This is a genomic window from Paenibacillus sp. lzh-N1 (assembly GCF_002872435.1).
Taxonomy (GTDB): domain Bacteria; phylum Bacillota; class Bacilli; order Paenibacillales; family Paenibacillaceae; genus Paenibacillus; species Paenibacillus polymyxa_C.
In genome coordinates, this window is the sequence record NZ_CP025696.1 from 1,792,069 (window position 1) to 1,818,380 (window position 26,312).

Here is a 26,312-nt window from a genome sequence, read left to right on the forward strand (position 1 = left end):
CTAATACTAATTGATGTATCCATAATATTTGTATGTACATATTTTAGCATAATTATGAGTTTATTATAATCTATTGTCCTATCTGTATAAACACTAAAGATAAAATAGAAAAATGCTCGGTTTATCATACTATTTGTAGGCATAAATATGTTTTTGTGTTGACAAATGTACGCACAAAAAATATACTAAGGCTGTAAACAAAAGAAAGCGCCTTCTTTCATTATTGCAGTTATAACAGTTGTTCAGAGAGAGGAGTAACGTGAGCATGGATCAAGACATTAAACAAGCGATTACTAAGGGAGAAACCTCACTTGGTATCGAATTTGGATCCACACGTATCAAGGCAGTGCTGATTGATCATCGTTTTGAAACAATCGCATCTGGAAGCTATGAGTGGGAAAACCTCTTGGTAGACGGATATTGGACGTACAACTTAGAGACTATCATTACGGGTCTGCAAGAGGCTTATAGTGAAATGAAACAAGAGGTTGAACAAAAATATGGAGTCACCCTTCATACGGTTGGTTCTATAGGATTCTCTGCAATGATGCACGGATATATGGCTTTTGACAGCAAGGGTGAGTTGCTTGTTCCGTTCCGGACTTGGCGGAATGCGACAACCGGGGCTGCAGCAAAAGCTTTAACTGATAAATTCCAATTCAACATTCCTGAGCGATGGAGTATTGCTCACTTGTATCAAGCGATATTGAACGAAGAGCAACATGTTCCTCATATTGATTTTATGACGACGTTGGCTGGATATATCCACTGGCTGCTGACTGGCAACAAAGCAATTGGTATCGGAGACGCTTCGGGTATCTTCCCAATTGATGAGACTACACATGATTATAACGAGTCGATGGTTAAGCAGTTTGATGAACTCATTGCAGCCAAAGGTTACGATTGGAAGTTACAAGACATTATTCCTAAAGTTCATATCTCGGGCGAGCAGGCAGGTGTACTAACCGCAACGGGAGCCAAAATCTTAGATAAATCTGGCGATTTACAACCAGGTATTCCGCTTTGTCCTCCAGAAGGTGATGCGGGAACAGGAATGGTCGCTACGAATAGTGTGAGAAAACGTACTGGCAACGTGTCTGTGGGAACCTCGGTTTTTGCGATGATTGTATTAGAGAAGGACCTTTCAGCGGTATATCCGGAAATTGATCTGGTGACCACACCGAATGGTAATCCGGTCGGAATGGTTCATGCCAACAACTGTTCAAGTGATCTCAATGCTTGGCTGGGCTTGTTCCGTGAATTTTATGAGGCCATGGGGCAAAAGGCAGACCCGAATCAATTATTCAGTGTGTTGCTGAACAAGGCTTTGGAAGCAGACCCAGATGGCGGCGGCTTACTTAGCTACGGCTATTTGTCAGGAGAGAATATCACCGGAATAGACAAAGGTCGGCCATTGTTTGTCCGCTCCCCTGAGAGCCGTTTCAATTTGGCCAATTTCATGCGCACTCATCTGTTCACTGCGTTTGCTGCTCTGAAAATCGGGATGGATATTCTGACAAAGAAAGAAAACGTCGCAATTGACAGCATTCTAGCTCACGGTGGTCTATTTAAAACCCCTATCGTCGGACAAAAGATTGTTGCGGCAGCCATGGATGTTCCGGTATCCGTGATGGCAACAGCTGGAGAAGGCGGAGCGTGGGGTATGGCTATTCTGGCTTCTTACATGATGAACAAGGATCAACAAGAAAGTCTGGAAGACTTCCTCGACCAAAAAGTATTCAGAGATGTTGAGGGACAAGAAATTCATCCTGACCGTTCCGATGTTAAGGGATTCGAAACATTCCTAGAACGGTACACACAAGGCCTGGCGATTGAGCAGGCTGCTGTAGATAATCTAGTGGAAAACTGGAGGAATTGACGTGTTAGAGCAGCTGAAAGAAGAAGTATATCAAGCCAATCTGGATTTGCCTAAACATGGACTCGTGAAATACACCTGGGGTAACGTAAGCGCGGTTGATCGTGAGCGTGGCTTATTCGTTATCAAACCGAGTGGTGTTAGTTATGACACGATGAAACCTAGCGATATGGTAGTTGTTGATTTTGACGGCAATGTTGTTGAAGGAGAGATGAGACCTTCATCGGATACACCGACTCATGCCGTACTTTACAAGCACTACGCAGAGATCGGCGGTATTGTGCATACGCATTCGACTTGGGCGACGATTTGGGCTCAAGCAGGCCTGGATGTACCTGTAATGGGGACTACTCATGCAGACACCTTCTATGGTTCTGTTCCCTGTGCTCGTTTCCTGACACAAGAGGAGATTGATCGTGGCTACGAAGCCGAAACCGGCCGTGTCATCATCGAAACTTTTGAGCAGCGCGGGCTGGATATTTTAGCAGTGCCGGGTGTCCTGCTTAAGGGTCACGCTCCCTTCACTTGGGGGAAAGATGCGAAATCCGCAGTTATGAATAGCGTCGTGTTGGAAGAAGTTTCGAAAATGAACTTATTCGCACGGGAATTGAATCATTTTGCTGAAGAATTGCCGCAGCGTATTCTAGATAAACACTATTTGCGCAAACATGGGAAAGACGCTTACTACGGACAAAAATAAGACCAACTAAACTAACAAATGAAGAAAAGAGGATGAATGTTATGTCAACAGTAGGTACAAAACAGTTCTGGTTTGTCGTAGGTTCACAACATCTGTATGGAGAAGAAGCATTAGCAGAAGTCAAAGCACACGCACAAGAAATGACCGATGCCCTAAATAAGAGCGGCGTTCTGCCTTATCCGCTTGTATTGCAGGATCTGGCAGTTAGTGCAGACAAAATCACCAGCCTTATGAAAGAAGTCAACTATCGCGACGAGGTTGCTGGTGTCATCACGTGGATGCATACCTTCTCACCTGCAAAAATGTGGATTCGTGGTACTAAATTGCTGCAAAAGCCGCTGCTTCATTTGGCTACACAGTATAATGAAAGCATTCCTTGGGCTACGATTGATATGGACTTCATGAACCTCAATCAGGCAGCTCATGGTGATCGTGAATATGGATTTATCAACGCCCGCTTGAAGAAACAGAATAAAGTGGTTGTAGGTTACTGGGAACGTGCAGAAGTGCAAAAGCAAATCGCAGAGTGGATGGATGTAGCGGTTGCTTATAACGAAAGCTTCAATATCAAAGTTGCCCGTTTCGGCGACAACATGCGTAACGTTGGTGTTACGGAAGGTGATAAGGTCGAAGCCCAAATTCAATTTGGATGGACCGTTGACTATTTCGGAATTGGCGACCTTGTTCAGTACGTCAATGCTGTGAAGGAAGAAGAAATTGATGCTTTGTTCGCGGAATACTCCGAACTCTATGAATTTGATTATGGTACTTACAGCAAGGAAGCTTGGGAATCCAGCGTAAGAGTGCAAGCAAGCTATGAAATTGCTATTAAGCGATTCCTGGATGATGGCGGCTATACTGCCTTCACAACAAACTTTGAAGACCTCTATGGTATGAAACAGCTTCCTGGTCTTGCCGTTCAACGTCTGATGGCACAAGGATACGGCTTCGCGGGTGAAGGAGACTGGAAGACTGCAGCGCTCGATCGTCTGCTTAAAGTCATGAGCCATAACCAATCCACTGGCTTTATGGAAGACTACACCTATGAATTAGCAGCGGGTCAGGAATCGATCCTTCAATCCCATATGCTTGAAGTTGACCCAACGTTGGCAAGCAACAAGCCTAAAATCATCGTGTCTCCGTTAGGTATCGGCGATCGCGAAGATCCAGCCCGTCTGGTATTTGACGGTAAGGCAGGAGACGGTGTAGTTGTTTCCATGGCTGACTTTGGCACCCATTATAAACTGCTGATCAACGAGGTTACTGCATTTGAACCAACAGTTCCTGCTCCAAAACTTCCAGTGGCCCGTGTACTGTGGAACGTGAAGCCAAACTTCCAAGATGGAGTTAAAGCATGGATTGAGAACGGTGGCGGTCACCATACCGTGGTTTCCTTGAATCTAACCACAGACCAAATTGTTACTTATGCAAAACTGGTTAACCTGGAATACGTAATAATTAAATAATTATAGTTCATCGATAAAAGCATTGGGTCAGTCCTCAAGACCCAATGCTTTTTTATTGCTCGTCAGAGGATTTTTAATTCATAAGGACGTGATACTATGACGAATTTACCAGCTACGAAAACGAAATTGGTTATCGTTGAAGGCAACCTAGTGTCCGTGAGGCGATTGAGCGAGTGAAAACGATGAGGTCTCCAGAGTGGCTGGATTTTGTGATTCGGTACCATACAGAGCAGGATTATGGAAAGAATAAGGGGCTGCACGGGTACGAAGGATATATTCAGTTCCTTGAGTATCGACGAGAGCTAGAATTGCACATTATTGAGCAACTTCCTTTTCAATCCTTTATACTGGATAACTCCGATTATGATTGGGGGAATCAACAACAGACCGTTTCAAACATCATGATGAAGTGTTTATAATTACGGGAAACGATCGTTTAATTAGAGAGAGCCATCCTATAAGGGATGGCTCTAAACTTGCTATAGGTTTTTCACAACTTCAATCGAACAAAGTAACCATTTGCAGCAATACCGGCACTTATATATAGAATTTGCATACAGAGGAGGTGCAAGAGGTGCAGTGTTGGATTGGGGAAGCTCGGCTAGGCGATCAAAATGCTTGGAAGCAGATCGTGCAGCATTTCAGTGGGATGGCTTTTTCAGTAGCATATACGAGGTTGGGGGACTGGAGTCTGGTAGAGGATACAGTTCAGGAGGCGTTCGCTGAGGCTTTTGCCAATCTTCATAAATTACAGGAAGCAGAGGCGTTCCCTGGATGGTTCAAGATCATTGTCGAACGTCAATGTCATCGTCTTCTGCGCCGGAAGAGGCCCACGATGATGCCGTTGGCCGAAACTATAGTAATGGATGTAGAGAAATATGATGTGGAACTCATCGCAGAGAGAAGGGAATGGCATCAAAAGCTTCATCAATCCGTCGAGGGTTTATCTGACAAGTTAAAACTGGCGGTTCAGCTGTACTATTTTCAAGGGTACTCAATCGGTGAAATATCAAGCTATCTAAGCGTATCTCCATCCGTGCTGAAAAAACGGTTGTTTGATGCCCGCAATAAGCTGAGAGCTTCACTACTTGTCACCGACTTTGTATCCATGTTTAACGATATTTATGAAGGAGGAGATTCGGTGCTACATGTAGTCAACGGAGATCATGTCGGTGACAAGCTAAGGAAAGGGAACATTCGCGGAGATATCTTGGTCTGGAGAGAAGTGTATCCGGTAGGTCCGGTTTTCCTTGAAATGAGCGAGCCCTCATCTAGAGCAGCTAGAGTGGAATATTTAGGGAAAACTCTCGGTATCCCAGGGGAAGACTATGTGTCCAATTGCAAGACTCAGGAGCAGGTTCTGCATAACTTTCATAAGTATGACGAAGTCGTGCTATGGTTCGAGCACGATTTGTTCGACCAGCTGATGCTAAGCTACTTATTGCACTGGTTTTCGACGCAGACCCTAGGTCAAACCAAACTGAGCTTGCTGTGTATCGGCAACTACCCCGGTATTGATCCGTTTAGGGGTTTGGGACAGCTTACAACGAAGCAGTTAGAAAAATTGTCAGGCACGTGGCAGCAGATCGGTCAGCAGGAGCTTGAGACGGGCAAAAAAATCTGGGAGGCATATACTTCCCCGGATATAACGCGGCATGTTGACATTTTACGTGAAGATACATCTGCCCTGCCTTTTGCTCATGTGGCACTTGAACTGCACCTATCTCGTCTACCTTCCACCATGAATGGGCTGGGCATCGTAGAGCAGACAACCCTGGAACTCGTCCAGCAAGGAGTGAACTCTCCACAAGAGCTGTTTAAGCAGATCGGGAACCGGATAAGCGGCCTAGGAATGGGTGATTTGGAATTTTGGTATCGTTTAAGGAATATGTCGGAACAACCACATGCACTATTAGAGATTCAAGGGCCCCACTCATTTCCTGATCATCAAAAGAAAACAACTCCATCCTTTGACCAATGTGTTGTTGTATTAACGGAAGTAGGGAGAAATATAACGGCGGGGGCACATGACTGGGTGAAGATGAAGGGAATAGACGAGTGGTATGGCGGCTTGTGGCTGCAAGGTGATTTAGCATGGCGCTGGGATTCAGAGAGAAACCAGTTGGTGTATACGGAACCGTATCATAAATGACAACAAGTTCTGGATGTAGAGCGGGCTTAGTTCATATCAAAAGCCCGGTTACATCCTGATACCCCATACTAACCAACAATTCATTACCATTTAGCTCATGCACTTTCTCCACTGTCACATCTAACTTCATACCAAGTATATACTGTAACACTTCAGCAACATACTTAGGTTGGTTAAGATTAATAGAATATTGTTTGCCCTCTCTCATCACCCGTAATCCCTCATTCAAAGGGCTACCAGTGACAATTGTATCTTTAGTAGTAAACAGAATTATAAATTTTATATCTTTATTTTCAGAAATAATAGTCAACTTGGATCTACAGTAAATATCTCTGACCGTTCTATAATTCCACAAATACGTATTTCCACTAACTACTATTCTCCTCATAGCACTCTAGTCTCCATTCCTACAAGGATGGCAGAATCATTGCGGATTCTGCTTCTTTAGCATTTCAGTCCGGAAGCCGTTCTACCTGACAAAAAGAAAATGTTTCAAAAATAGTCCAGGTCATGGGGTATCTTCGCCACCTGTCCCTTATTTTACTTGATTTCTACGCATTGTACAGTTGGCGTACGGGTCCTAGATGAATCACGTGTTAATTCTTGAAATCCCACATAACAATTCCTGGTTATTCATATACATAAACTGTTGATTTAATTATTGGGAAGCTGTAATCCACGGGAGTAACAAAAACAGCTAGGTTTCTTATAAAAAAACTGAGTTCAATTCTTATTTTCGCGAAGAAAATTCTCACTTTTTAGCAGAAATGATTTATAATTATCAGATAAAAGTAGATATAATTTTTAAATGATTATATTTAAGTTATAATGGAGATAGAAAAGGTATGTTCCTGAGTGGAGCCTTGCTTCTTGAGTCAGTTAAGCAGGAGGGCCTGCTCTTTTTTGCAAATATAAGAGATAAGGAAGGTTTTTATGAATAGTATTCAGAAAAATACAGACGTTATCTTAATTGGTGCCGGGGTCATGAGCGCGACTCTGGGATCATTGCTGAAAGAGTTAGCACCGGAATGGGAAATTAAAGTGTTTGAGAAACTGGCAAGTGCAGGAGAAGAAAGCTCTAACGAATGGAATAATGCAGGCACGGGCCATGCTGCACTGTGCGAGCTGAACTACACATCCGAAAAATCAGACGGATCTGTAGATATTCGTAAAGCGGTTAATATCAACGAACAGTTTCAGCTCTCAAGACAGTTTTGGTCTTTTCTTGTCAACAGTAATTTGATTCGTAATCCACAGGACTTTATCAGGCCAATACCCCATATGAGTTTGGTAATGGGTGAAAAAAACGTATCTTTTTTAAAAAAGCGCTTTAAAGCGCTTTCAAGTGTTTCCCTGTTTCAAGGCATGGAATTTTCCGATGACCCTGAAAAGCTAAAGGAGTGGATTCCGCTGATTATGGAAGGTCGTACATTGAATGAACCAATTGCGGCAACCAAAATCGACTCTGGAACAGATGTCAACTTTGGTGCTTTAACACGCATGTTGTTTGACCATTTAAAAAGCAAAAATGTCGAGATTAAATACAAGCATAGTGTAAAGGATATTAAACGTGCGAGCGACGGCTCGTGGAGAGTCAAAGTGCATAATCTGGATAACGGAAAAATCGAATATCATACTGCCAAATTCGTTTTTATCGGTGGTGGTGGCGGAAGTCTACCTTTACTGCAAAGAACCGGCATTCCTGAGTCCAAATATATCGGGGGATTCCCGGTAAGTGGACTATTTATGGTATGTAACAATCCTAAAGTGGTCGCCCAACATCATGCAAAAGTATACGGTAAAGCGAAGGTTGGTGCTCCTCCCATGTCTGTCCCGCATCTGGATACAAGATACATCGGTAACCAAAAAGCACTGCTGTTTGGACCATTTGCCGGCTTCTCACCAAAGTTCTTGAAAACGGGTTCAAACTTGGACCTGATTGGTTCCGTAAAACCCAATAACCTCATTACAATGTTGGCAGCAGGGGCAAAAGAGATGGCATTGACCAAATACCTGATCCAGCAAGTGATGTTATCGAATGAAAAGCGTTTGGAGGAACTACGCGAGTTTATTCCCAACGCCAAAATCGAGGACTGGGGGATCGTGGTAGCAGGCCAACGTGTGCAGGTGATCAAAGATACGGAGGGCGGTAAAGGAACTCTTCAATTTGGTACGGAAGTGGTTAGTTCCGCTGACGGCTCGGTGGCTGCATTGCTTGGAGCTTCTCCGGGTGCCTCTACTGCTGTTCACGTTATGCTGGAGGTATTAGAGAAATGCTTCCCACAGCATATGGACGAGTGGGAACCGAAAATAAAAGAGATGATCCCTTCTTATGGGATGTCACTAGCGGAAAACCCAGAGCTTTACCAAGAAATCCATAATACCACAACAGAGACGCTGGGTCTGGGCGAAAAAGAACCGCTGCATCATTAATTTTTACATGGCTAGTAAATTCGATCATCCGAATATTTTTAATAAAATACACAGTAATCTTACGATACGTATTCAAGTCGTATAAGCGACAACGCCAAGCGGTGGGAAGCTCCCCACCGCTAAAATGATTATTTTACGAGTGCAAAACTTTGTAATGCTTCTGTGTTTATCGGTGTCTGCTATAGTGACTGCAGTAATTATGGAACGGGTTATAAAGGGAAAAACAAATAATTCTTTACCGACCGTTCCCAATATGTTAGGATAAAGCCAGACAGAGAAGAAAAACATATGCGATGACCAATGTAGAACGATCGTTCCCAAAAGGTCGATCCATTTAATCCAGACATATTCTAAATGGTCAGGGGGTAGATAGAATGGCCAGGAGCAAAGAATTTGAAGAAAACGTTGTTCTGGAAAAGGCCATGAAGCTGTTCTGGGAGCAGGGGTATGAGAAAACCTCGATGAATGATCTTGTCGAACATATGGGGATTCATCGAAGAAGTATCTATGATACCTTTACCGACAAGCATACCTTGTTCCTCAAAGTGATGGACCGATTCGGAGAGCGTATTAACGGTAGGTGGGCAGCAGGCATCGAGCAATCTCGGACGGCTAAGCAGGCACTTCAGTTCATTTTTGACTTCATCATTAACGGTGAAGAGGACGTACCTCCCGGCTGCATGTTCGTGAATTCGGCTGTCGAATTAGCGATTCGGGATGAGGACATTGACGAGATAGCGACGAAGGCCTTTGCAAAATCGGAGAAAATGCTTGCAGAAATCGTAACGTGGGGACAGCAAAACGGCGAATTTACACAGCAATACGAAGCGAAGGAATTGGCTGAGTATCTGCAAAATGCCTTAACGGGACTAAGGGTTATGGTGCGGACTTCTGTTCCGAAAGAAAAGCTGCAACGGATAGCCGAGTTAAACCTACGCATTTTAGAGACATAGACGTAACCGAAAACAAATTTTTTTCATGGTTTTAGAACGATCGTTCTCATAAACTTTGAAATAACAAAGGAGAGTTAGTATGAAAACATTAATCATCGTTGCCCACCCGGATTCGCAAAGCTCCCGAGTTAATCGGGTCTGGACGGAAACCATGAGGCAGCAGCCTGAAACGACCGTACATGTGTTGTATGAAGCCTATCCTGATCAGAAGATTGATATCACCCATGAACAAGCTTTGCTGGACAGCCATGATCGAATCATTTTCCAGTACCCGCTCTATTGGTATAGTACGCCGCCATTATTGAAGCAGTGGTTTGATGAAGTGCTGACTTTCGGATGGGCTTTTGGACCCGGCGGGGAGCACTTGAAGGGCAAGGAAATTGGCATCGCCATCTCGACGGCAGGAACTGCAGCCTCGTATCAGCCCGGCGGCTACAACCTGTTCACGATTCGGGACATCGCGAAGCCGATGGAGGCGCTGGCCAACTATGTGAGTGCCCACTATCTGCCGCCTTTTGCTATCCATAATGCAAACCATGTGACGGATGAGCAGATTACCGCGAGCCAGGCTGCATATGTCCAGCATCTGGCGACCGTGCGTCATGTCCAAACATCTGATTTGATCACAATCAATAAATAAAAATCGAGGAGGAAATGAATCATGACAAATAAAATCGCATTAATTACCGGAGCAAGCAAAGGAATCGGACTGGAGGTTGCTAGACAACTGGGGCAGCAAGGTATAACGGTATTGGTTGCTGCACGTACCAAAACAGCAGCAGATGAAGCAGCCGCCAGGTTGTTGCAAGAAGGCATTCAGGCAGTCGGCGTGAAGCTCGAGGTGACGAATTCTGCACATATCGCAGAATTGGCCCAATTCATCGAAGATACTTACGGACGGCTGGACATATTGGTCAACAATGCGGGCATTTTGGCAGAAAAAGCGGGTTATGACGGGGATGCTTTCAGAGATACTTTTGAGGTGAACACGTTCGCACCCTATTTGATTACAGAAGCACTGTTGCCGTTACTGCTAAAGAGCAAAGCAGGCAGAATCGTCAACCAAAGTAGCGCTATAGGCTCGATTCAATTTCAGTTGACCAATGAACGGGTGCAGCGGCTTGCTACCCCGGCTTATGCGGCATCTAAAGCAGCTTTGAATATGCTGACGGCCTACTGGGCGCAAAAAAATAGCGGGACACATCTGAAGGTCAATTCCGTACACCCCGGCTTAGTCAAAACGCAAATGGGTGGTGAAAAGGCGGAGCTGTCGGTGGAGGATGGGGCAAAAACGGCGGTCCGACTGGCGACCCTTCCGGAAGAGGGTCCAACAGGCGGATTCTATTACATGGATGATCAGCTTCCGTGGTAAAGCTTTATGTATTGAAAGAAAAAGATTTATATGACATCGTAACAGCAATTATCAATTCGTGTATGGTGAGTGCAGACTGATTGGTCATACCGAAAGATTTACTCTAGAATTATAATTAATGGGAGATTTCAGGAATTACGAGAACAAAACGATATCCTTTAAGGAGGCTATTTTGGAAACTTTCATTTACATGGTGAGACATGGCGAGTCACCAAAGACGGAAGGAAATGAAAGAACAAGAGGTTTAACGGATAAAGGTAAATCAGATGCTTATCGAATAACTGAATTATTGAAGGGAGAGGGGATCGAGGTTTTCGTTTCAAGTCCATATCAACGAGCAATTCTGACCATTCAAGAGCTGGCTCGGCGTTCAGGACAAGAAGTTTTGGTATTCGAAGATCTTAAAGAAAGGATCTTTTTGAATGAAGATCACCGAATGCCCGATGCGGAATTATTTCCTTTGTTAGATAAGTCATTTTCTGATCCAAACTTTGCTTTACAGGGAGGAGAGTCTAATACGGTTTGTCAGAACCGAAGTATAGCAGTTCTAAAAGAATTGTTAAAAACCTATCGAGGACAGAAAGTTGCATTAGGCACTCATGGGGCGATAATGACGTTGATGATGGGGTATTATGACAAGCAGTACGACTTGAATTTTCTACTACACACATCCAAACCAGATGTATACAGAATGAAGTTCAACGGTCAGGAGTTAATAGAAGTTAAAAGATTGTGGTATACGCCGTAATGTTACGGGAGAAATAGGTACGAAAACGTTGCTCAAAGAGAGACCGTCCTTAGTACAGGATAGTCTCTCTTCAAAACCTTTCTGTAACATCTATTACGATGAAGCATTAAGCAAATCCTCAGCTATTTTAACCAAATCATCTTTGGTCAGCGGGCTGTCCTGGTTATCGGATATGTTGTAGTGTAAATGTCTTTTTTCATCGATCCATCCCAGTCGATTTTTTCCTGCTTCCAAGGGCCTGCTTGCTTCACTTGCCCTGATGTAATAGGCCTTGGTTCCTTTGATTGTCAATTGCTCAGCCGAATCCTGTTCATTTTGCATGATGGTTGTCTTTGTGACTTCAGGAGTGTATTTGGTGACGGTAATGTTTACATAGTCGTTTCCTCTCGCATACCGGGCAAAGGAGGAGTCTGACTTGTCCCAGTTCAGCTTTTGAATAAACAGATTTTCACCCTTCGGTGCAGCTTTGGCCTGTTGCATCAGTTTATCGGTTAAAGCTCGATATTCCTTTTTATCCATCATCCCAGGATATGCAGCGATTGGATAGACGTATCCGAATTCAAACTGATAGCCATCCGGTAGATGAGTGGGATTGCTGAATAATGGAGCCTCAGTTCGCTTGATTTCATCTTGTAAGCTGTTGAAACTTGAAAGTTCAGCCGGTTTGTACGCAAACAGGGCCAGATTAGATAGGTTGTTTTGATTCATAGAATCGTCTTTGACGTAATAAGCGGCATACTCTCCTGGTTGCAAACGGTTCTTCACCTCTTCGTTCCACCGTGCGTAGGTGGAGGTATACGTTTTGGAGGCATCCGTTTCGGCAGGTGTTTTGGCGGTATTTAATACAACGTCGCCCTTACTGTTGCGGAATTCAAGATATTGTGAAGCTGCGTAACCGGTCACAGAGGCCCCTACTACAAAAAGTAAAATCATGATAGGGACGGTGATGCGAGGCTGGAAATGGATTTTTCCTATATTCCCCTTTTTGGGCGTCGCCTTTTGGTAGACCTGTTCCATCACTTTGTCAGAGACGTCAAAAGCCTGGATTTTTAAGACATTCTCTGGCTCGGTTAGCTTGTCCATGTTTTTGAATCCCCTGTCTTGCAGATCGGTGTATTTCAGGCTTTGTTTTTGAGTTCTGTCTTGTAACTCACGCATTTGTGGTCCTCCTTTAGGGGCTCCATTATTTTTTTGAGCTTTGTTTTTGTTCTGCCGTATTTTTTCTTGATAGCTTCCTCGCTTTTGTTCATGATTTCCCCGATTTCTCCAAACGTTCTCTCTTCAAAAATGCGCAGCACCAGCAGGTTACGCTCCTCCGCGCTCAGTTGGTCCAACGCCCGGCTCAGCGGTTCACTGAAAAGCTGACGTTCCATAACCTGCGCTGCACTGTCTGAAGTCATGTTAGTTGAGGTGAACAGGCTAAGTTTAAATTTGCGCTGTAGATTCTTCCTGCGAATCAGGTTCAGGCAGTGATGATAGGCCATTTTATACAGCCAGGAGGAGAAGCCCACTGTCGGCTTGTACCTGCTAATTCTCTCAAAAGCATTGACGAAAATATCCTGCACAGCCTCTTCCGCCTCCTGCTCACTTCCTAATAGCCTCCAGCAGTACACAAAAATCTGACGCTGATACTCCTTTACAATGTAGGCGTAATCCTGGATCTCGCCAGCTTGAACTTGTTTGATTCTGTATTCGATTTCCTCATTCAAAGATGTAGGCACCCCCTCTGATCAAAAAGAAAATTATATCTGTATAACAAACGAAGATGACCGAAAGGGACACTTTGTCTAAAATTTTTTTAAGTGTTCTATCAACTCTCTAAGAGAATACGATAAAGCAGAACAATTATCACCCACGTGGTTAGTTTTATAGAGTTAAAGGTATATTGTGGAAGTGAGGGGATGGTAAAATGAAATTAAGATATTCCAGTAATAGTAGGCCCATCTCGTAAATAAATAGGAGAGGACACAGTTTCTAATGAATGAAAATGCTAAGAAATATAATTTTGATAATGTGATGCTTTACCTTCATGATCAAATGAAGCTGCTACCTAACTTAGAATCAAAATATATTGGATTAACCATGCCATTTCCTCGACAAGCTGCGCTACGAAGTAGGATTATTGAAAGTATTGAGACATTGAAAGCATACGATGAGGACGTTTGTATTGCTGTTCATTTTAATCAATCTGATGCTGGGACTATTGAATATAAGAAAATAGTTTTTATAGGAACGGATTATTTGCATCTAAAGAAAATCGCTGATTTTATGAAAAGACAAGACATTAAACTGGATATCAAAGACACCTGTATACTCTATAGAGAATGTACTGCTGACTTGAATATAAATTTAAAAGGCAATCATTCCAGAATAACAAGTTTAAATGACTTATTTGCAGGAGTTGAAATTCATATTGATCATTTAGAGGCTGGAATGGGATATCAATATGAAAATAAACAAGTGAAAGAAGATATTATTCATTATTGCTGTCATAAAGACGATGAGGAAGGTAAGGAGCTTGGATACCAATTATTTGTAAAATCGTTGGATTACTTCTCCAAGAAATTATTAGCTGAAGGTTTTGTATTAGGGTATCCTGCTGTAGATTCAAAAATTAAAATAATGAAGGCCTCTTGTTCAATGTGTTTTTATCGAGATTATTATTACATTAATGGAGCACATGTATCGCTCGAAACCGCTATGCTTGAGGCAGATTGGCAAATATGCGAACCATTGATGCAGGTCCATATGACCTGTAACAAGCTATATTTTAAAGGAAATTCCTTTTTTAGTGGGGTAGAAAATCTATGTATGCTCGGCGAGGACGAAGATAATTGTAAGTTATCATTTAAATCTAGACTTTCCACAATCATTGATATTCTAAAAGAGATGTATAACCATGAAAAAGATGTTTCGGACTTCCATATGGAATTGGACAGCTATGTGCCAGTTGAAGATGTTACTCAGTTAAAAGAGAAATTCAAAGTGATTTATAATATCGATAAATGGAAAGATGAATTAGAGGAGCAAGAGATGAACTCGGCCATCCCGCCTGTATAGCTTACGAAAGCCATCGGCCGTACTGAACGGGATTGCCTCACTCTTTTTTATACAGCGTACCTTCTACTTATGACCTTTGCGTACCTTTAAAAGCTTGCCCTTTACGGTAGTATTCTTCATAATCTCAAGCACCAGTGGGCCCTTGCCATTCAGAATCTCAACATCTGTCACATTATCCAGAATCGTAATGATCCCGATATCATCTGCCGTTACCCCGTCAAGCTTAGCGATGGTACCCACAAAGTCGACAGCTCTAAGTTTCTTTTTCTTACCGCCGTTAAAATTGAGCTTCATAATCTGTTGGTTTAATTGCTCGCGTTTGTCGTTTTTGAGTACAGTTTTCACATGTAGTTTCCGCTCAAAATCTTTTCTGCGTAGATCAACAGCCTCTTCTGAGGGGGCCTTTACTTGCGGAATTGCAAATCCGATATATGCTTCGATATCAGCTAATCGTTTGTTATCTTTAGGAGTGATTAGAGTAATGGCTTTCCCTGTTTTGCCAGCACGTCCTGTACGTCCTGTACGATGAACATAGCTTTCCTTTTCAAGGGGAATATCGTAGTTAATGACATGGGTGATATTCGTGATATCAATCCCTCTGGCGGCTACATCAGTTGCGATCAAGTAACGGAATTGTCCCCTTCTGAATGCATTCATTACCTCAAATCGCTCATCTTGCTCCATGCCGCCATGGATGCGATCACATGGATATTCGAGGTCAGCCAATGCTCTGAATAGTGTATCTACATGCTCCTGCGTACGACAGAAAATGATGCAGCTGTCAGGGTTCTCAACAACGAGCAGATCCTGTAGCAGAGCCAGCTTGTCCGCCTCCCGCACCTGGATAAGAGAGTGATCAATCGTGGCTGTGGTTACACCTGTCGCCTTAATCTCAATTTCCACAGGATCGTTCATATATTTACGTGACAGTTTGGCTACATCTTCGGGAAAAGTAGCGGAAAACAACATCGTAACCCGGTCATTAGGCAGTGCCTGAATAATTGACTGAACCTGCTCGATAAAGCCCATATTCAGCATCTCGTCAGCTTCATCAATCACGAGATAGGTAATTCGATTTAAAGATAGTGTTCCTCGTTCAATATGATCTAGTACACGTCCGGGCGTACCTACAGCCACATGTGTTCTTTGTTTTAGCTCGGCCTTTTGTATATGAAAAGGATGTTTCCCATAAAGGGGCGTTGCTTTTATCCGCTTAAAGCGTCCAATATTCGTGATGTCTTCAGTAACCTGTAATGCGAGTTCACGGGTTGGTGTCAGGATTAAAGCTTGGGGTTTATTCTCATTCCAATCTACTAGCTCACACAGTGGAATACCATATGCTGCCGTTTTGCCGCTGCCTGTTTGCGATTTGGCCACAAGATCCTTCTTCTCAAGGGCAACGGGAATAACCTCCGTTTGAATTTCTGTTGGCGTCTCATAGCCCAGGCTATTCAGAGCCCTCACAATTTCTTCACTTAATGGGTAATCTGCAAAATGCTTTTGACTCATTCTCAACCTCTTCTGCGCTGTATTTAAGTACCATTACATATATCATGTCATCGTGTATCGAACTTATACTCAACCAGTATACTCTATTCCAGCTACACTCTAATACATATCAGCGATTAACTTGCTGTTTTCCAGTAAGGCAACTATACTTTTTCTGAGACGAAAAAACACAGTCTGGTTGGTAGTCCAGGCGCATGGACGACTCTATAATTGCAAGAGTGCCATGTCAGTAACCTTCCCCCCTCGGGATGTCCATCGTTTCGATTTAAAATGAGGGGGATTCAAATGAAGCTTACGGTTTATTATGATGGACAGTATTGGGTTGGAGTCGTGGAGGAGCAGGACCAAGGGAAATTGAAGGCAGCCAGGTACATTTTTGGTACAGAGCCTAAGGACGAGGAAATTCTCCAGTTTATCCGTGAGGAGATGGGGGAACTTATTAGTCGGCTCTCACAAGAGGTGGCTATAAAGTGGTCTGAAACGAAGAAGGTCAATCCGAAGCGGCTAGCAAGGCAGGCAGCGTATGAATTAAGGCGGAAGGGAGTCTCTTCCAACGCACAAGAGGCTTTAAAGTTAGAGTATGAGAAGCGCAAGTTGGAGAAACGTACCTACTCTAAACAGCAAAGGGAATCTATGAAGGCACGGATAAGGGAATTAAAGGAGAAAAAAGCGAAGGAAAAACATCGCGGACATTAATAAAACCTCCATACTTATCCGCAATTGTAACGCATGTTTTATCTCGGCATATGTGAAAACATGTGTTACACACAAAGGGCACCCGACTGGGTGCCCTTTAAACTGTCGTATAGAGATTGCTATCCGCTAAGATGAATCCATTCCAAATTACTTAAGCAGTGTCAGTGTCACTTCTATTGTATTATCAATAAATGATCGCTCTGGACGAGACTTTATCATGACGGTCAGACCAATTAACGATACAACTAATGCCTGTGATACAGCCTTCGCATCTAGTCCGATCTCAAGCTCACCTGATTGGATACCTCGTTCAATGGTTTCTTGAAAAATGACCGCCAGGTACATTTGATGCTCCCTTGTAAGAATTTCAAACTTCTCATCATGGGGCGCAAGTTCAACCATTGTATTAATGCAAAAGCATCCCTTTCTAGGATTTTCCGCATACTCCTCTTCAACCACACCCTCAAAAAAAGTACGAAATGCTTCTTTTACAGATGGAATGCTTTGAAGTTTGGTTCGGATCAGAGAAGCACGGGACATCGTGTATTTGCGTAGCGCGGCTTCGAACAATTCTTTTTTACCCCCAAAAGTGGAATATATACTGGGGCGTTGAATTTCCATTCTGGAAGTTAAATCACTTAATGAGGTGGCTTCATATCCCTTTTCCCAAAATATTTGCATAGCTGCATCTAAAACTTTCTCTTCGTCAAATTCGCGGGTTCGTCCCATAACAATACCTCTCGTTACTCATGATTTTATTCTTAATGGCTCCATGTATCTGCTTATAATGTTCAGTGAAATTTATTTAATTACCAATTGGTACGTTATTATCTTATAATTAGTCCTTAAAATTGTCAAATGAAGGTTGGACTTTCCCGAAAAGGGGAGGTGAATATGAAAGAATAATCAAATTGGATTACTATGATTGTTGACAGCATTCTTTTTTGTGAGTTATATTAACTGGGAAAATAACTTACCGATTGGTATGATATTTTATTGTTATTCAATTGGCACACAAAGAAAGCTATTAGAACGGGAGAGATAGACCATGGAGATAGGTATTACCTCGTTTGTAGAGACAAAGCCTGATGTTCAGACAGGCGAAGTGATAAGTCACGCACAGCGGTTGCGTGAAGTTGTCGAGGAAATTATCCTTGCTGATCAAGTGGGACTTGATGTGTTTGGTGTAGGTGAGCATCATCGAAAGGATTATTCGGCATCTTCACCAGCAATGGTGCTGTCCGCGGCTGCAGCGCAGACGCAACGGATTCGGCTAACCAGTGCAGTGACGGTGCTTTCTTCAGCTGATCCGGTGCGCGTTTTTCAAGACTTTGCTACGCTGGATGGTATTTCAAATGGACGTGCCGAGATTATGGCAGGTCGGGGTTCCTTTATTGAATCTTTTCCTCTGTTCGGCTATGACTTGGATGACTATGATGAGCTGTTTGAACAACATTTGGAACTTCTCCTTAAAATACGGGAATCCGAAAAAGTAATCTGGAAGGGCGGTCATCGGCCAGCCATTAACAATTTGGGCGTGTATCCCCGGCCAGTTCAGAATCCTTTACCTATATGGGTAGGCAGCGGGGGGAGGCAGGATTCTGCTATTCGTGCAGGTCTGTTAGGACTGCCCTTGATGTTGGCGATCATTGGAGGGAACCCGATAAATTTTGCACCGCTTGTCCAGCTTTATAAGAAGGCAGCAGCGCACGCTGGTCATGATGAATCGCAGCTTAGGGTTGGGTCGCACTCGATAGGATTTGTCGGAGAGAATAATGAGCGAGCGGCAGATACATATTTCCCCTCTACCATGGCAGGTATGAATAGATTGGGTAGGGAGCGAGGCTGGGCGCATTATGATCGTTCCAGCTATGATGCCGCGCGCAGCTTTGAAGGTGCGCTGTATGTTGGCGATCCCGAGACGGTTGCTCAGAAGATCATTCATCTTCGCAAGCATGTTGGTGTTACACGCTTTATGCTGTATGTTCCGTTAAGCACGATGCCGCATGCCGAGGTGATGAGAGCCATTGAGCTACTTGGAACAGAGGTAGCACCCCGAGTGCGGAAGGAAATAGCCAAGTGGGAAGCGGAGACGGAAAAAAGACTATAAAATAACCTGACATAGGAGTGATTCGCATGGATTTTGAAAATCGTTTATTACCAGAATTAAGGTCAGTAATTGCACAATTCCCCGGTTTTCAACTGGAGGAGAATTTAGAACTGAGCAGAAGTTATTTGTCGAGTCCGCCTATTGAGCAGTCGGAACACGTACGCACGACAAGCCGGATGATTCCGAGCGTTGCAGGCGAGATATTAGTCAAAATCTACGAACCTGCCCAGCGAACTGACGTTAAGCTTCCGGCCATGCTGTGGATTCACGGGGGAGGCTATGTAATGGGGCATCCTGATATGGACGATGCTTTGTGCGAACGCTTCGTGCAGGCGGCTAATTGCGTCGTCGTATCGGTCGATTATCGACTTGCTCCCGAGCACCCCTACCCAGCTGCCATCGATGACTGTTATGCCGCTTTGACGTGGATGACCGATGAAGCTGAGCTGCTGGGCATCGACTTGGACCGGGTCGCAATTGCTGGTGCAAGCGGGGGTGGCGGTCTAACCGCAGCACTTGCTTTAATGGCTCGTGACAAAGGCGGACCAGCCCTTATCTTCCAAATGCCGCTATATCCGATGATCGACGACCGCAATGTTACGGCATCAAGTCATGAAATTACGGCCGATAATGCACCATGGAGCCGGAAGAACAACTTGACGGCCTGGAACATGTACTTGGGTAATCGTACCGAAGATAGCGAGGTTTCCCCATATGCGGTGCCGTCGAGAGCAGAAAGCTTGGCTGGTCTGCCGCCGACCTACACGTGCGTAGGGCAGCTCGATCTATTCCGAGATGAGACGATCGAATATGTGGCACGCCTTGCCCAAGCGGGCGTTGACGTCGAATTTCATCTGTATCCCGGCACATTCCACAATTTTGAAGGGATGGTTCCTCAAGCAGAAGTAAGTCAACGCGCCAGCCAAAGTTATGTAGACGCGATTGCAAGAGCGCTTAATCCTTAAATAATTAAGGAGCGGTCTTCAGGTGATATGCTCCCAAGAAGATAGACAGGTTGAATAATAAAACCTACTACTGTGAAGGGAGTATACCACTTTTCGCAGCAGCCTTTTGTTATCGTTTCAGAGTTGTTTGGGATTCGTGTTGTGGCTGTTCTGCAATGATGTAAGATTTTTCGGGTAAAATCTATACTTTCACATGTAGCAGAAAACAACTATTCATTCTTATAATTGGAAATGTAAGCGCTTAAATTATTGAGGAAGAGTATTATCAAATTATACGTGTGAGGAGGAGATTTTATGTTAAGAACTAAAGTGGGCAAGCTGGTGAGCAGTTTGGCGTTGGCGGGTGTGTTGTTATCAACTGTTCTGGTCAACCAGGCTGATGCTGGCCTGGCAAATGGAAGCAAATTTCTCGGGAATATCATTGCGGGGAGTGTCCCTCCTAGTTACGGGACATACTGGAATCAAGTGACGCCGGAGAACTCGACTAAGTGGGAATCGGTTGAAGGCAGTCGTAACAACATGAACTGGTCGCAGGCGGATACCGCCTACAATTATGCCCGTAGCAATGGTTTCCCGTTCAAGTTCCATACGTTGGTATGGGGTGCCCAGGAGCCAGGATGGGTTAAAGGACTGTCGGCTGCTGATCAGAAAGCGGAAGTGACTCAGTGGATTAAAGCAGCAGGTCAGCGCTATCCGAATGCGGCGTTTGTAGATGTGGTGAATGAGCCGTTGCATCAGAAGCCGTCCTACCGCAATGCCATTGGTGGTGACGGGTCGACCGGATGGGATTGGGTCATATGGTCGTTTCAACAGGCTAGACAAGCTTTCCCGAATGCCAAACTGCATATAAATGATTATGGTATTATCAACGACCCTTCTTTAGCCGACCAATATGTCAATATTATTAATCAGCTCAAGAGTAGAGGCCTGATTGACGGTATTGGCATTCAATGCCACCATTTCAGTATGGACAACGTCTCAGTCAACACGATGAATACTGTACTAAATAAGCTGTCGGCGACCGGGTTACCGATCTATGTGTCGGAACTGGATATAACTGGGGATGATAATACTCAACTTGCCAGATACAAAGAGAAGTTTCCAGTCCTTTGGCAAAACCCCTCAGTGAAGGGAGTTACGCTTTGGGGGTATATCCAAGGACAAACTTGGAAAGATGGTACACATCTGCTGAACTCTAACGGCACGGAACGTCCTGCGCTCCAATGGCTGAGACAGTATCTGAAGAGATAAGCTATAGGTGGCACTTAAAACCCAACAGATGCGGACTTTTGCCAAATGTCCGGGCTGGGTAGTTGTTTATTTGAAGAAGTCTTGGCTGAAATGTTATACGCCCAAGACTTCTTTTTATTTAGCTTAAACGTACCAAAACCTAATCCAAGTCAATTAGGCTTACATATCCAATCCATTACTTTAAACTTGATTGAAATAAAACCGTCTGGACGGTATAGTCAAATGGGTGGTGATCAGAATGAATGCAACTAAAAAAACATTAAAAAGAGAATTAATCCTTAAAGCGGCTTCTATAATTGTACAAGAAGAAGGAGTAGAAAAATTAACGTTAGAAGCGGTGGCTAAGAAAGCGGGAGTAAGTAAGGGAGGATTGCTTTACCATTTTCCGAATAAAGATGAATTGATTCTGGGGATGGTTGAACAGCTATCGACCAGCTTTATCACCGAATTTAATGAAAGGGCAGAAAACGATACACATTCCCAAGGTAGATGGACTCGTGCTTATATGAATACGTCATTTTCCGGGGATCAGGATGCAAGTGACCTGTATACCGCTCTCTCGGCAGCACAATTTACGAACCCTCAAATGCTCAAGCTGCTTCAGGATGAGTATGCAAATATCCAAAATAAAATCGAAAACGACGAATTGGACCCGGTCCGTTCTACGATTGTCCGATTAGCTATAGACGGTTTGTGGTTTGCCGAAATGTTCGGACTCGCTCTTCCCAATGAAGAATTGAAGCAAAAAATTATAGAAGAATTAAAGACATATATAAAGGAGAATGAATGATGGCTTATTTTTTCTTGGCAATCTCTATTGCTAGTGAGCTTATTGGTACTTCAATGCTTAAAGCTTCAGAAGGTTTTACGAGACTGTATCCGACTCTATTCACGATTGTCGCGTTTGTAATCTCTTTCTTCTTTATTTCACTAACCCTCAAGACACTTCCTCTTAATATGACGTATGCCATTTGGTCAGGGGTGGGGGCTGTTGCTACAACGGTGATTTCAGTATTGATTTGGAAGGAGAAAATCAATACAGGGAGTATCGTAGGGATTGCTTTAATTGTTATTGGCGTGGTGGTATTGAACCTATTTGGTGCAGGACATGGTGAGGCCAAAGGAACAACAGAAGCAACCAGTTCAATCGTCCAAAAATGAAAAAGTATAATATCACTCCAGTTTGTAAAGAGGCGGTAGATCCTCACTTATCGACTTAGAGATTCTAAGAAAGATAGGTGGGGGATCTACCGCCCTGAAATCATGGTTTATACGAATAAACTTAGTATTAAGATGAATCCTAATCCGGCTACAGAAATAATGGTCTCAAGCAATGTCCATGTGGCAAAGGTTTCTTTCATGCTTAAACCAAAATACTCTTTAAACATCCAGAACCCGGCATCGTTAACATGTGAAGCTATTAAGCTACCCGCTCCCGTGGCAAGCACGACTAAAGCAAGATTAACGTCAGATTGTCCTAACATCGGAATTACTAAACCAGCGGTTGTTAAGGCTGCAACAGTCGCAGAACCCAGGGAAATACGTAAGATTGCAGCGATGATCCAGGCTAGCAGAATTGGTGATAATGTAGTTCCATTGAATAAATCGGCTACATAGTTACCTACGCCGCCATTAATGAGTACTTGTTTGAAGGCTCCGCCTCCCCCAATGATCAAGAGCATCATCCCAATATGAGTAATAGCAGTTGTACAAGATGCCATTACATCTTTGATTGGAATTTTTCTTGCTATTCCCATGGTGTAAACGGCAACCAGTAAGGAAATCAACATGGATGTTGATGCATCACCAATAAAACGGATCGCTGCCAGTAAACTATTATCCTCAAATCCCATTGTTTTTTGAAGCAAAGTAATAATCGTAGCAATCGACATTAAAATGACAGGAAGCATTGCAGTAAATACACTGATTCCGAATCCAGGAGTTTCCTCAGACTTAAATACTTTCTGTTCACCTAAAGAGGCAATATTACCGGTTTTCGTAAATGATGCAGGTACGAGTTTTTTGGCAAGCTTCGTAAATACAGGACCAGCCAAAATAACGGTTGGGATAGCAATAATGAAGCCATAAAGTAAAACCTCACCAAGGTTCGCCCCATATTCACCAGCAATCACGGTTGGTCCTGGATGTGGTGGTAAGAAACCGTGTGTGACGGACAAAGCAGCGACCATCGGAATACCGAGATATAAGATAGAAACCTTTAATTCTTTTGAAATGGCAAATACGATTGGAATTAACAATACTAATCCTACTTCAAAAAATAACGCAATTCCGATAATGAATGAAGCGGCTACGACCGCCCATTGAATATTTTTTTCACCAAATTTGTCAACGAGGGTCATGGCAATTCTTTGGGCCCCCCCAGAATCAGCGATCAACTTCCCTAACATCGCCCCAAGTCCAAAGATTAACGCTAAGTGGCCCAGTGTTCCGCCTAATCCGGCTTCAATGGTTTTGACAATTTCCTCTAAGGGCATTCCAAGGGCTAGGGCCACGCCGAACGATACAATGATTAGGGAAATAAAGGTATTTAATTTGAAGCCCATGATTAAAACGAGTAATGCTAAAATTCCAATCGCTACAACGACTAATGGCATTGTAATTACCCCCTGTATTTATCCTTTTAGTGTTTAATTAAGCTTCTTTGATAATTGGAAATCCGTGTATAATCGTCTTCCAAAACTCTGGATAGGTTAATGAAAATCGGTAGCAACTTTCTATATTCCTTGGTTGCTTCTTCTTTGGGTGCATGTTTGTTGGTACTGCCAATCATTTCAGAGGCGACTTCAAATGATTGGATTTTTCCGGTGGCGTACAAGCCTAAAATACAAGCTCCTAGACAAGAACTTTCGTAGCTTTCCGGAACGACGACTTCAGATGCGAATATATCAGACATCATTTGCCGCCAAACATCTGACCTTGCGAAGCCTCCTGTAGCTTGGATTCGGGTCACGGGCCCGTCCATGCATTCGGTTAAGGCCAAAAATACGGTGTATAAATTGTAAATGACTCCTTCTAAGGCTGCGCGAATCATATGTTCCTTTTTATGTGACATCGTTAAACCGAAGAATGAACCACGTACGTCTGGATTCCATAAGGGTGCACGTTCACCAGCGAGGTAGGGGTGGAATAACAATCCCTCAGACCCTGGCCTTACGCGTTCAGCAATTTTGGTTAGTACATCATACGGATCAATTCCTAGTCGTTTCGCTGTTTCTACTTCTGATGAGGCAAGCTCGTCACGAATCCAGCGAAGGACCATCCCGCCGTTATTTACCGGTCCGCCAATGACCCAGTGCTTTTCCGTTAACGCATAACAAAATATTCTTCCCTTTTCATCTGTTTGTGGCTTGTCTATGATGGTTCGAATGGCACCGCTTGTCCCAATGGTGACGGCAACTTCGCCTTTTCGTATCGCATTGACACCTAGATTAGAGAGAACCCCATCGCTGGCTCCAATGACAAATGGTGTTTGTGGATCGATCCCCATCTCTTTTGCTAAAACTGAATTACAGTCGGTAAATATTTTGGTTGTGGGTACGAGCTCAGATAGTTGGGAACGGGTTATCCCCGCAATTTTTAAGGCCTCTTCATCCCAATCCAGATTTTCGAGATTCATCATGCCCATGGCTGAAGCCAGGGAATAATCAACAACATATAAATCAAAGAGCTTTTTGAAAATATATTCTTTAATCCCGATATATTTTTTAACCTTGATAGCGATTTCAGGAAGGTCATTCACAATCCAAGCTATTTTAGTTAAGGGTGACATGGGGTGAATGGGTGTTCCTGTTCGTCTATAGACTTCTTGGCCATTCAACTCATCTTTTATATGATGTGCCCACGCTTCGCTGCGGTTATCTGCCCAAGTGATACAAGGTGTAAGTGGGCGGTCGTGTTCATCCATTGCAATAACACTATGCATAGCACTGCTAAATGAAACAAACGATAGCTTTTTTTGTGAGTGATGTTTCATGATATTGGAAGTCGCTTGTAGGACTGCTTGAAAAATCCCCTCAGGATTTTGTTCAGCTGTAGCTATATCCGGTGTATAAAGCGGGTACCCAATATTTTCTTGTTGGATAACTTCGCCTTTTTCACTAAATAAAACAGCTTTTGTACTGGTGGTTCCGATATCTATACCTAACATGTAGTTAGTCATTTTGTGGCACGGCTCCTTTAGACAGCAGTTGTTGGGACATCCATAAGTCTTCTACTTTACCTTGAACATCATCAAAGTTTACATGTAAAGACTTAATCATAAGGTCTCTATCTTTTGCCTGGATTGCTTCAATATAAATCTCATGATTTTTTACAATCCGCGTAAAGTCTTCATACTTTTCTTTGAAACGCATACGCATCGACAACAGAATAAGGCTTTCCATCACGGGCTTTAAATTATTCCAGATCATCAGGATGTATGAATGATTAACTGCACGAATAATCGTTTCATGGAACAAGACATCTTGATATGAAAATTCATCGGCATCACTGTATTTGACCGCGACTTTCATCATTTCGAGTATTTTACTAAGTTCCTTTGCTAAATCATGAGTGTCCATCTTTATAAGACGTTCAAATACGAAGGATTCTATAAGTAGACGAACATCATAAATTTCTTCTATTTCTTTCTCTGATAGCCCCATAACAACGGCACCCATTCTTTCTAAGCGGATGATATTTTCGGAAGCCAGTATTTTTAACGCTTCACGAATAGGTGAGCGACTTACAGCAAAATCAGCAGCCAATTTATTTTCAGATAATATGGTACCGCTTTCAATTGCACCAGAAATGATGCGCATTCTAAGCTCGGATGTTACACGATCACCAGCAGAGGCTTTTAGAAGCCATTTGGAGGGATATAAGAAATCACTGGACTGAACCATAAATTCACCTTCTCATCAATCAAGTATACTTGTATACAAGTATTATAATCTAAAATTTTAAATTTGCAAGCGTATTCATTAGATTATTTTTGTAAGCCGGTTCGGTTTTTTTGTGCA

The 26,312-nt window shown here is 43.2% G+C and carries 25 protein-coding genes; 17 read left to right on the forward strand and 8 right to left on the reverse strand.

Going from position 1 to position 26,312, the window contains the following annotated elements; translation table 11 throughout:
* The first annotated feature begins 265 nt into the window (after positions 1 to 265).
* From C0638_RS08095 to C0638_RS08115, 5 genes are all read left to right on the forward strand, one after another.
* Entirely contained in the window at positions 266 to 1,879 is a 1,614-nt protein-coding gene (locus tag C0638_RS08095) for a xylulokinase (RefSeq protein WP_058711383.1), read from the forward strand.
* 1 nt (position 1,880) lies between these two features.
* On the forward strand, positions 1,881 to 2,576 hold the full coding sequence (locus tag C0638_RS08100; protein ID WP_058711384.1) for an L-ribulose-5-phosphate 4-epimerase: 696 nt from the start codon (positions 1,881 to 1,883) through the stop codon (positions 2,574 to 2,576).
* Between the two features lie 41 nt (positions 2,577 to 2,617).
* Positions 2,618 to 4,042, forward strand: a complete 1,425-nt coding sequence (araA, locus tag C0638_RS08105; RefSeq protein WP_058711385.1) for an L-arabinose isomerase — start codon at positions 2,618 to 2,620, stop codon at positions 4,040 to 4,042.
* Positions 4,043 to 4,215: 173 nt separating this feature from the next.
* Positions 4,216 to 4,461 (forward strand): P-loop NTPase family protein, encoded by a 246-nt coding sequence (locus tag C0638_RS08110; RefSeq protein WP_058711386.1) that lies wholly within the window; start codon positions 4,216 to 4,218, stop codon positions 4,459 to 4,461.
* 155 nt (positions 4,462 to 4,616) lie between these two features.
* Positions 4,617 to 6,194, forward strand: coding sequence for a sigma-70 family RNA polymerase sigma factor (locus C0638_RS08115; RefSeq protein ID WP_058711387.1), 1,578 nt, complete (start codon positions 4,617 to 4,619; stop codon positions 6,192 to 6,194).
* Positions 6,195 to 6,225: 31 nt separating this feature from the next.
* On the opposite strand, the gene C0638_RS08120 is transcribed toward C0638_RS08115, so the two are convergent.
* Complete coding sequence (locus C0638_RS08120) at positions 6,226 to 6,582, reverse strand: hypothetical protein (protein WP_058711388.1); 357 nt, start codon at positions 6,580 to 6,582, stop codon at positions 6,226 to 6,228.
* A 545-nt stretch (positions 6,583 to 7,127) separates the two neighbouring features.
* On the opposite strand from C0638_RS08120, the gene C0638_RS08125 reads away from it, so the two are divergent.
* The 5 genes from C0638_RS08125 (at position 7,128) to C0638_RS08145 (ending at position 11,700) form a co-directional block, all read left to right on the forward strand.
* A complete protein-coding gene (locus tag C0638_RS08125) occupies positions 7,128 to 8,627 on the forward strand; it encodes a malate:quinone oxidoreductase (RefSeq protein ID WP_058711664.1) in 1,500 nt (499 codons plus the stop codon).
* A 374-nt stretch (positions 8,628 to 9,001) separates the two neighbouring features.
* Positions 9,002 to 9,580, forward strand: a complete 579-nt coding sequence (locus C0638_RS08130; RefSeq protein ID WP_058711663.1) for a TetR/AcrR family transcriptional regulator — start codon at positions 9,002 to 9,004, stop codon at positions 9,578 to 9,580.
* A gap of 79 nt (positions 9,581 to 9,659) precedes the next feature.
* Positions 9,660 to 10,220, forward strand: a complete 561-nt coding sequence (locus C0638_RS08135; RefSeq protein ID WP_058711662.1) for an NAD(P)H-dependent oxidoreductase — start codon at positions 9,660 to 9,662, stop codon at positions 10,218 to 10,220.
* Between the two features lie 21 nt (positions 10,221 to 10,241).
* Positions 10,242 to 10,952, forward strand: coding sequence for an SDR family oxidoreductase (locus C0638_RS08140; RefSeq protein WP_058711661.1), 711 nt, complete (start codon positions 10,242 to 10,244; stop codon positions 10,950 to 10,952).
* Positions 10,953 to 11,124: 172 nt separating this feature from the next.
* Positions 11,125 to 11,700 carry a histidine phosphatase family protein gene (locus C0638_RS08145; protein ID WP_013373844.1) on the forward strand — a complete coding sequence of 192 codons (576 nt, stop codon included), beginning with the start codon at positions 11,125 to 11,127 and terminating at the stop codon, positions 11,698 to 11,700.
* Between the two features lie 93 nt (positions 11,701 to 11,793).
* Here C0638_RS08145 and C0638_RS08150 read toward each other — a convergent pair whose 3' ends face one another.
* Both C0638_RS08150 and C0638_RS08155 read right to left on the reverse strand, forming a co-directional pair.
* The gene (locus C0638_RS08150) at positions 11,794 to 12,858 is read right to left on the reverse strand and encodes a DUF4367 domain-containing protein (RefSeq protein WP_058711660.1); all 1,065 of its coding nucleotides are present in this window, start codon (positions 12,856 to 12,858) and stop codon (positions 11,794 to 11,796) included.
* Complete coding sequence (locus C0638_RS08155) at positions 12,819 to 13,409, reverse strand: RNA polymerase sigma factor (RefSeq protein WP_058711659.1); 591 nt, start codon at positions 13,407 to 13,409, stop codon at positions 12,819 to 12,821. The genes C0638_RS08150 and C0638_RS08155 overlap by 40 nt, the downstream gene beginning before the upstream one ends.
* Before the next feature lie 268 nt (positions 13,410 to 13,677).
* On the opposite strand from C0638_RS08155, the gene C0638_RS08160 reads away from it, so the two are divergent.
* The gene (locus C0638_RS08160; RefSeq protein WP_233902298.1) at positions 13,678 to 14,760 is read left to right on the forward strand and encodes an elongation factor G; all 1,083 of its coding nucleotides are present in this window, start codon (positions 13,678 to 13,680) and stop codon (positions 14,758 to 14,760) included.
* A 63-nt stretch (positions 14,761 to 14,823) separates the two neighbouring features.
* Here C0638_RS08160 and C0638_RS08165 read toward each other — a convergent pair whose 3' ends face one another.
* Positions 14,824 to 16,269: a DEAD/DEAH box helicase gene (locus C0638_RS08165; protein WP_058711658.1), complete on the reverse strand. Its 1,446-nt coding sequence runs from the start codon at positions 16,267 to 16,269 to the stop codon at positions 14,824 to 14,826.
* Between the two features lie 285 nt (positions 16,270 to 16,554).
* On the opposite strand from C0638_RS08165, the gene C0638_RS08170 reads away from it, so the two are divergent.
* A complete protein-coding gene (locus C0638_RS08170) occupies positions 16,555 to 16,965 on the forward strand; it encodes a YjdF family protein (protein WP_058711657.1) in 411 nt (136 codons plus the stop codon).
* Positions 16,966 to 17,112: 147 nt separating this feature from the next.
* On the opposite strand, the gene C0638_RS08175 is transcribed toward C0638_RS08170, so the two are convergent.
* Positions 17,113 to 17,694, reverse strand: coding sequence for a TetR/AcrR family transcriptional regulator (locus tag C0638_RS08175; RefSeq protein WP_013373837.1), 582 nt, complete (start codon positions 17,692 to 17,694; stop codon positions 17,113 to 17,115).
* Between the two features lie 319 nt (positions 17,695 to 18,013).
* Between C0638_RS08175 and C0638_RS08180 the strand changes: the two genes are divergently transcribed.
* The 5 genes from C0638_RS08180 (at position 18,014) to C0638_RS08200 (ending at position 22,452) form a co-directional block, all read left to right on the forward strand.
* A complete protein-coding gene (locus C0638_RS08180; RefSeq protein ID WP_016324914.1) occupies positions 18,014 to 19,075 on the forward strand; it encodes an LLM class flavin-dependent oxidoreductase in 1,062 nt (353 codons plus the stop codon).
* A gap of 26 nt (positions 19,076 to 19,101) precedes the next feature.
* Positions 19,102 to 20,040, forward strand: a complete 939-nt coding sequence (locus C0638_RS08185; protein WP_016324913.1) for an alpha/beta hydrolase — start codon at positions 19,102 to 19,104, stop codon at positions 20,038 to 20,040.
* 294 nt (positions 20,041 to 20,334) lie between these two features.
* Positions 20,335 to 21,291, forward strand: a complete 957-nt coding sequence (locus C0638_RS08190) for an endo-1,4-beta-xylanase (protein ID WP_058711656.1) — start codon at positions 20,335 to 20,337, stop codon at positions 21,289 to 21,291.
* Between the two features lie 238 nt (positions 21,292 to 21,529).
* Positions 21,530 to 22,081, forward strand: a complete 552-nt coding sequence (locus tag C0638_RS08195) for a TetR/AcrR family transcriptional regulator (RefSeq protein ID WP_058711655.1) — start codon at positions 21,530 to 21,532, stop codon at positions 22,079 to 22,081.
* Positions 22,081 to 22,452, forward strand: a complete 372-nt coding sequence (locus tag C0638_RS08200; RefSeq protein WP_016822518.1) for a DMT family transporter — start codon at positions 22,081 to 22,083, stop codon at positions 22,450 to 22,452. The genes C0638_RS08195 and C0638_RS08200 overlap by 1 nt, the downstream gene beginning before the upstream one ends.
* A gap of 107 nt (positions 22,453 to 22,559) precedes the next feature.
* Here C0638_RS08200 and C0638_RS08205 read toward each other — a convergent pair whose 3' ends face one another.
* The 3 genes from C0638_RS08205 to C0638_RS08215 are packed head-to-tail and all read right to left on the reverse strand — an operon-like array spanning position 22,560 to position 26,195.
* Positions 22,560 to 23,906 carry a GntP family permease gene (locus C0638_RS08205; RefSeq protein ID WP_058711654.1) on the reverse strand — a complete coding sequence of 449 codons (1,347 nt, stop codon included), beginning with the start codon at positions 23,904 to 23,906 and terminating at the stop codon, positions 22,560 to 22,562.
* 26 nt (positions 23,907 to 23,932) lie between these two features.
* On the reverse strand, positions 23,933 to 25,471 hold the full coding sequence (gene gntK, locus C0638_RS08210; protein WP_058711653.1) for a gluconokinase: 1,539 nt from the start codon (positions 25,469 to 25,471) through the stop codon (positions 23,933 to 23,935).
* Positions 25,464 to 26,195 (reverse strand): GntR family transcriptional regulator, encoded by a 732-nt coding sequence (locus C0638_RS08215; protein WP_058711652.1) that lies wholly within the window; start codon positions 26,193 to 26,195, stop codon positions 25,464 to 25,466. Before C0638_RS08215 ends, gntK begins: the two co-directional genes overlap by 8 nt.
* Between the last annotated feature and the right edge of the window lie 117 nt (positions 26,196 to 26,312).

Coding starts and splice junctions, on each gene's coding strand:
- C0638_RS08095 (WP_058711383.1), top strand. CDS start 266: ATGGATCAAGACATTAAACAAGCGATTACTAAGGGAGAAACCTCACTT.
- araA (WP_058711385.1), top strand. CDS start 2,618: ATGTCAACAGTAGGTACAAAACAGTTCTGGTTTGTCGTAGGTTCACAA.
- C0638_RS08120 (WP_058711388.1), bottom strand. CDS start 6,582: ATGAGGAGAATAGTAGTTAGTGGAAATACGTATTTGTGGAATTATAGA.
- C0638_RS08125 (WP_058711664.1), top strand. CDS start 7,128: ATGAATAGTATTCAGAAAAATACAGACGTTATCTTAATTGGTGCCGGG.
- C0638_RS08130 (WP_058711663.1), top strand. CDS start 9,002: ATGGCCAGGAGCAAAGAATTTGAAGAAAACGTTGTTCTGGAAAAGGCC.
- C0638_RS08135 (WP_058711662.1), top strand. CDS start 9,660: ATGAAAACATTAATCATCGTTGCCCACCCGGATTCGCAAAGCTCCCGA.
- C0638_RS08140 (WP_058711661.1), top strand. CDS start 10,242: ATGACAAATAAAATCGCATTAATTACCGGAGCAAGCAAAGGAATCGGA.
- C0638_RS08150 (WP_058711660.1), bottom strand. CDS start 12,858: ATGCGTGAGTTACAAGACAGAACTCAAAAACAAAGCCTGAAATACACC.
- C0638_RS08160 (WP_233902298.1), top strand. CDS start 13,678: ATGAATGAAAATGCTAAGAAATATAATTTTGATAATGTGATGCTTTAC.
- C0638_RS08165 (WP_058711658.1), bottom strand. CDS start 16,269: ATGAGTCAAAAGCATTTTGCAGATTACCCATTAAGTGAAGAAATTGTG.
- C0638_RS08170 (WP_058711657.1), top strand. CDS start 16,555: ATGAAGCTTACGGTTTATTATGATGGACAGTATTGGGTTGGAGTCGTG.
- C0638_RS08175 (WP_013373837.1), bottom strand. CDS start 17,694: ATGGGACGAACCCGCGAATTTGACGAAGAGAAAGTTTTAGATGCAGCT.
- C0638_RS08180 (WP_016324914.1), top strand. CDS start 18,014: ATGGAGATAGGTATTACCTCGTTTGTAGAGACAAAGCCTGATGTTCAG.
- C0638_RS08185 (WP_016324913.1), top strand. CDS start 19,102: ATGGATTTTGAAAATCGTTTATTACCAGAATTAAGGTCAGTAATTGCA.
- C0638_RS08190 (WP_058711656.1), top strand. CDS start 20,335: ATGTTAAGAACTAAAGTGGGCAAGCTGGTGAGCAGTTTGGCGTTGGCG.
- C0638_RS08195 (WP_058711655.1), top strand. CDS start 21,530: ATGAATGCAACTAAAAAAACATTAAAAAGAGAATTAATCCTTAAAGCG.
- C0638_RS08200 (WP_016822518.1), top strand. CDS start 22,081: ATGGCTTATTTTTTCTTGGCAATCTCTATTGCTAGTGAGCTTATTGGT.
- C0638_RS08205 (WP_058711654.1), bottom strand. CDS start 23,906: ATGCCATTAGTCGTTGTAGCGATTGGAATTTTAGCATTACTCGTTTTA.
- gntK (WP_058711653.1), bottom strand. CDS start 25,471: ATGACTAACTACATGTTAGGTATAGATATCGGAACCACCAGTACAAAA.
- C0638_RS08215 (WP_058711652.1), bottom strand. CDS start 26,195: ATGGTTCAGTCCAGTGATTTCTTATATCCCTCCAAATGGCTTCTAAAA.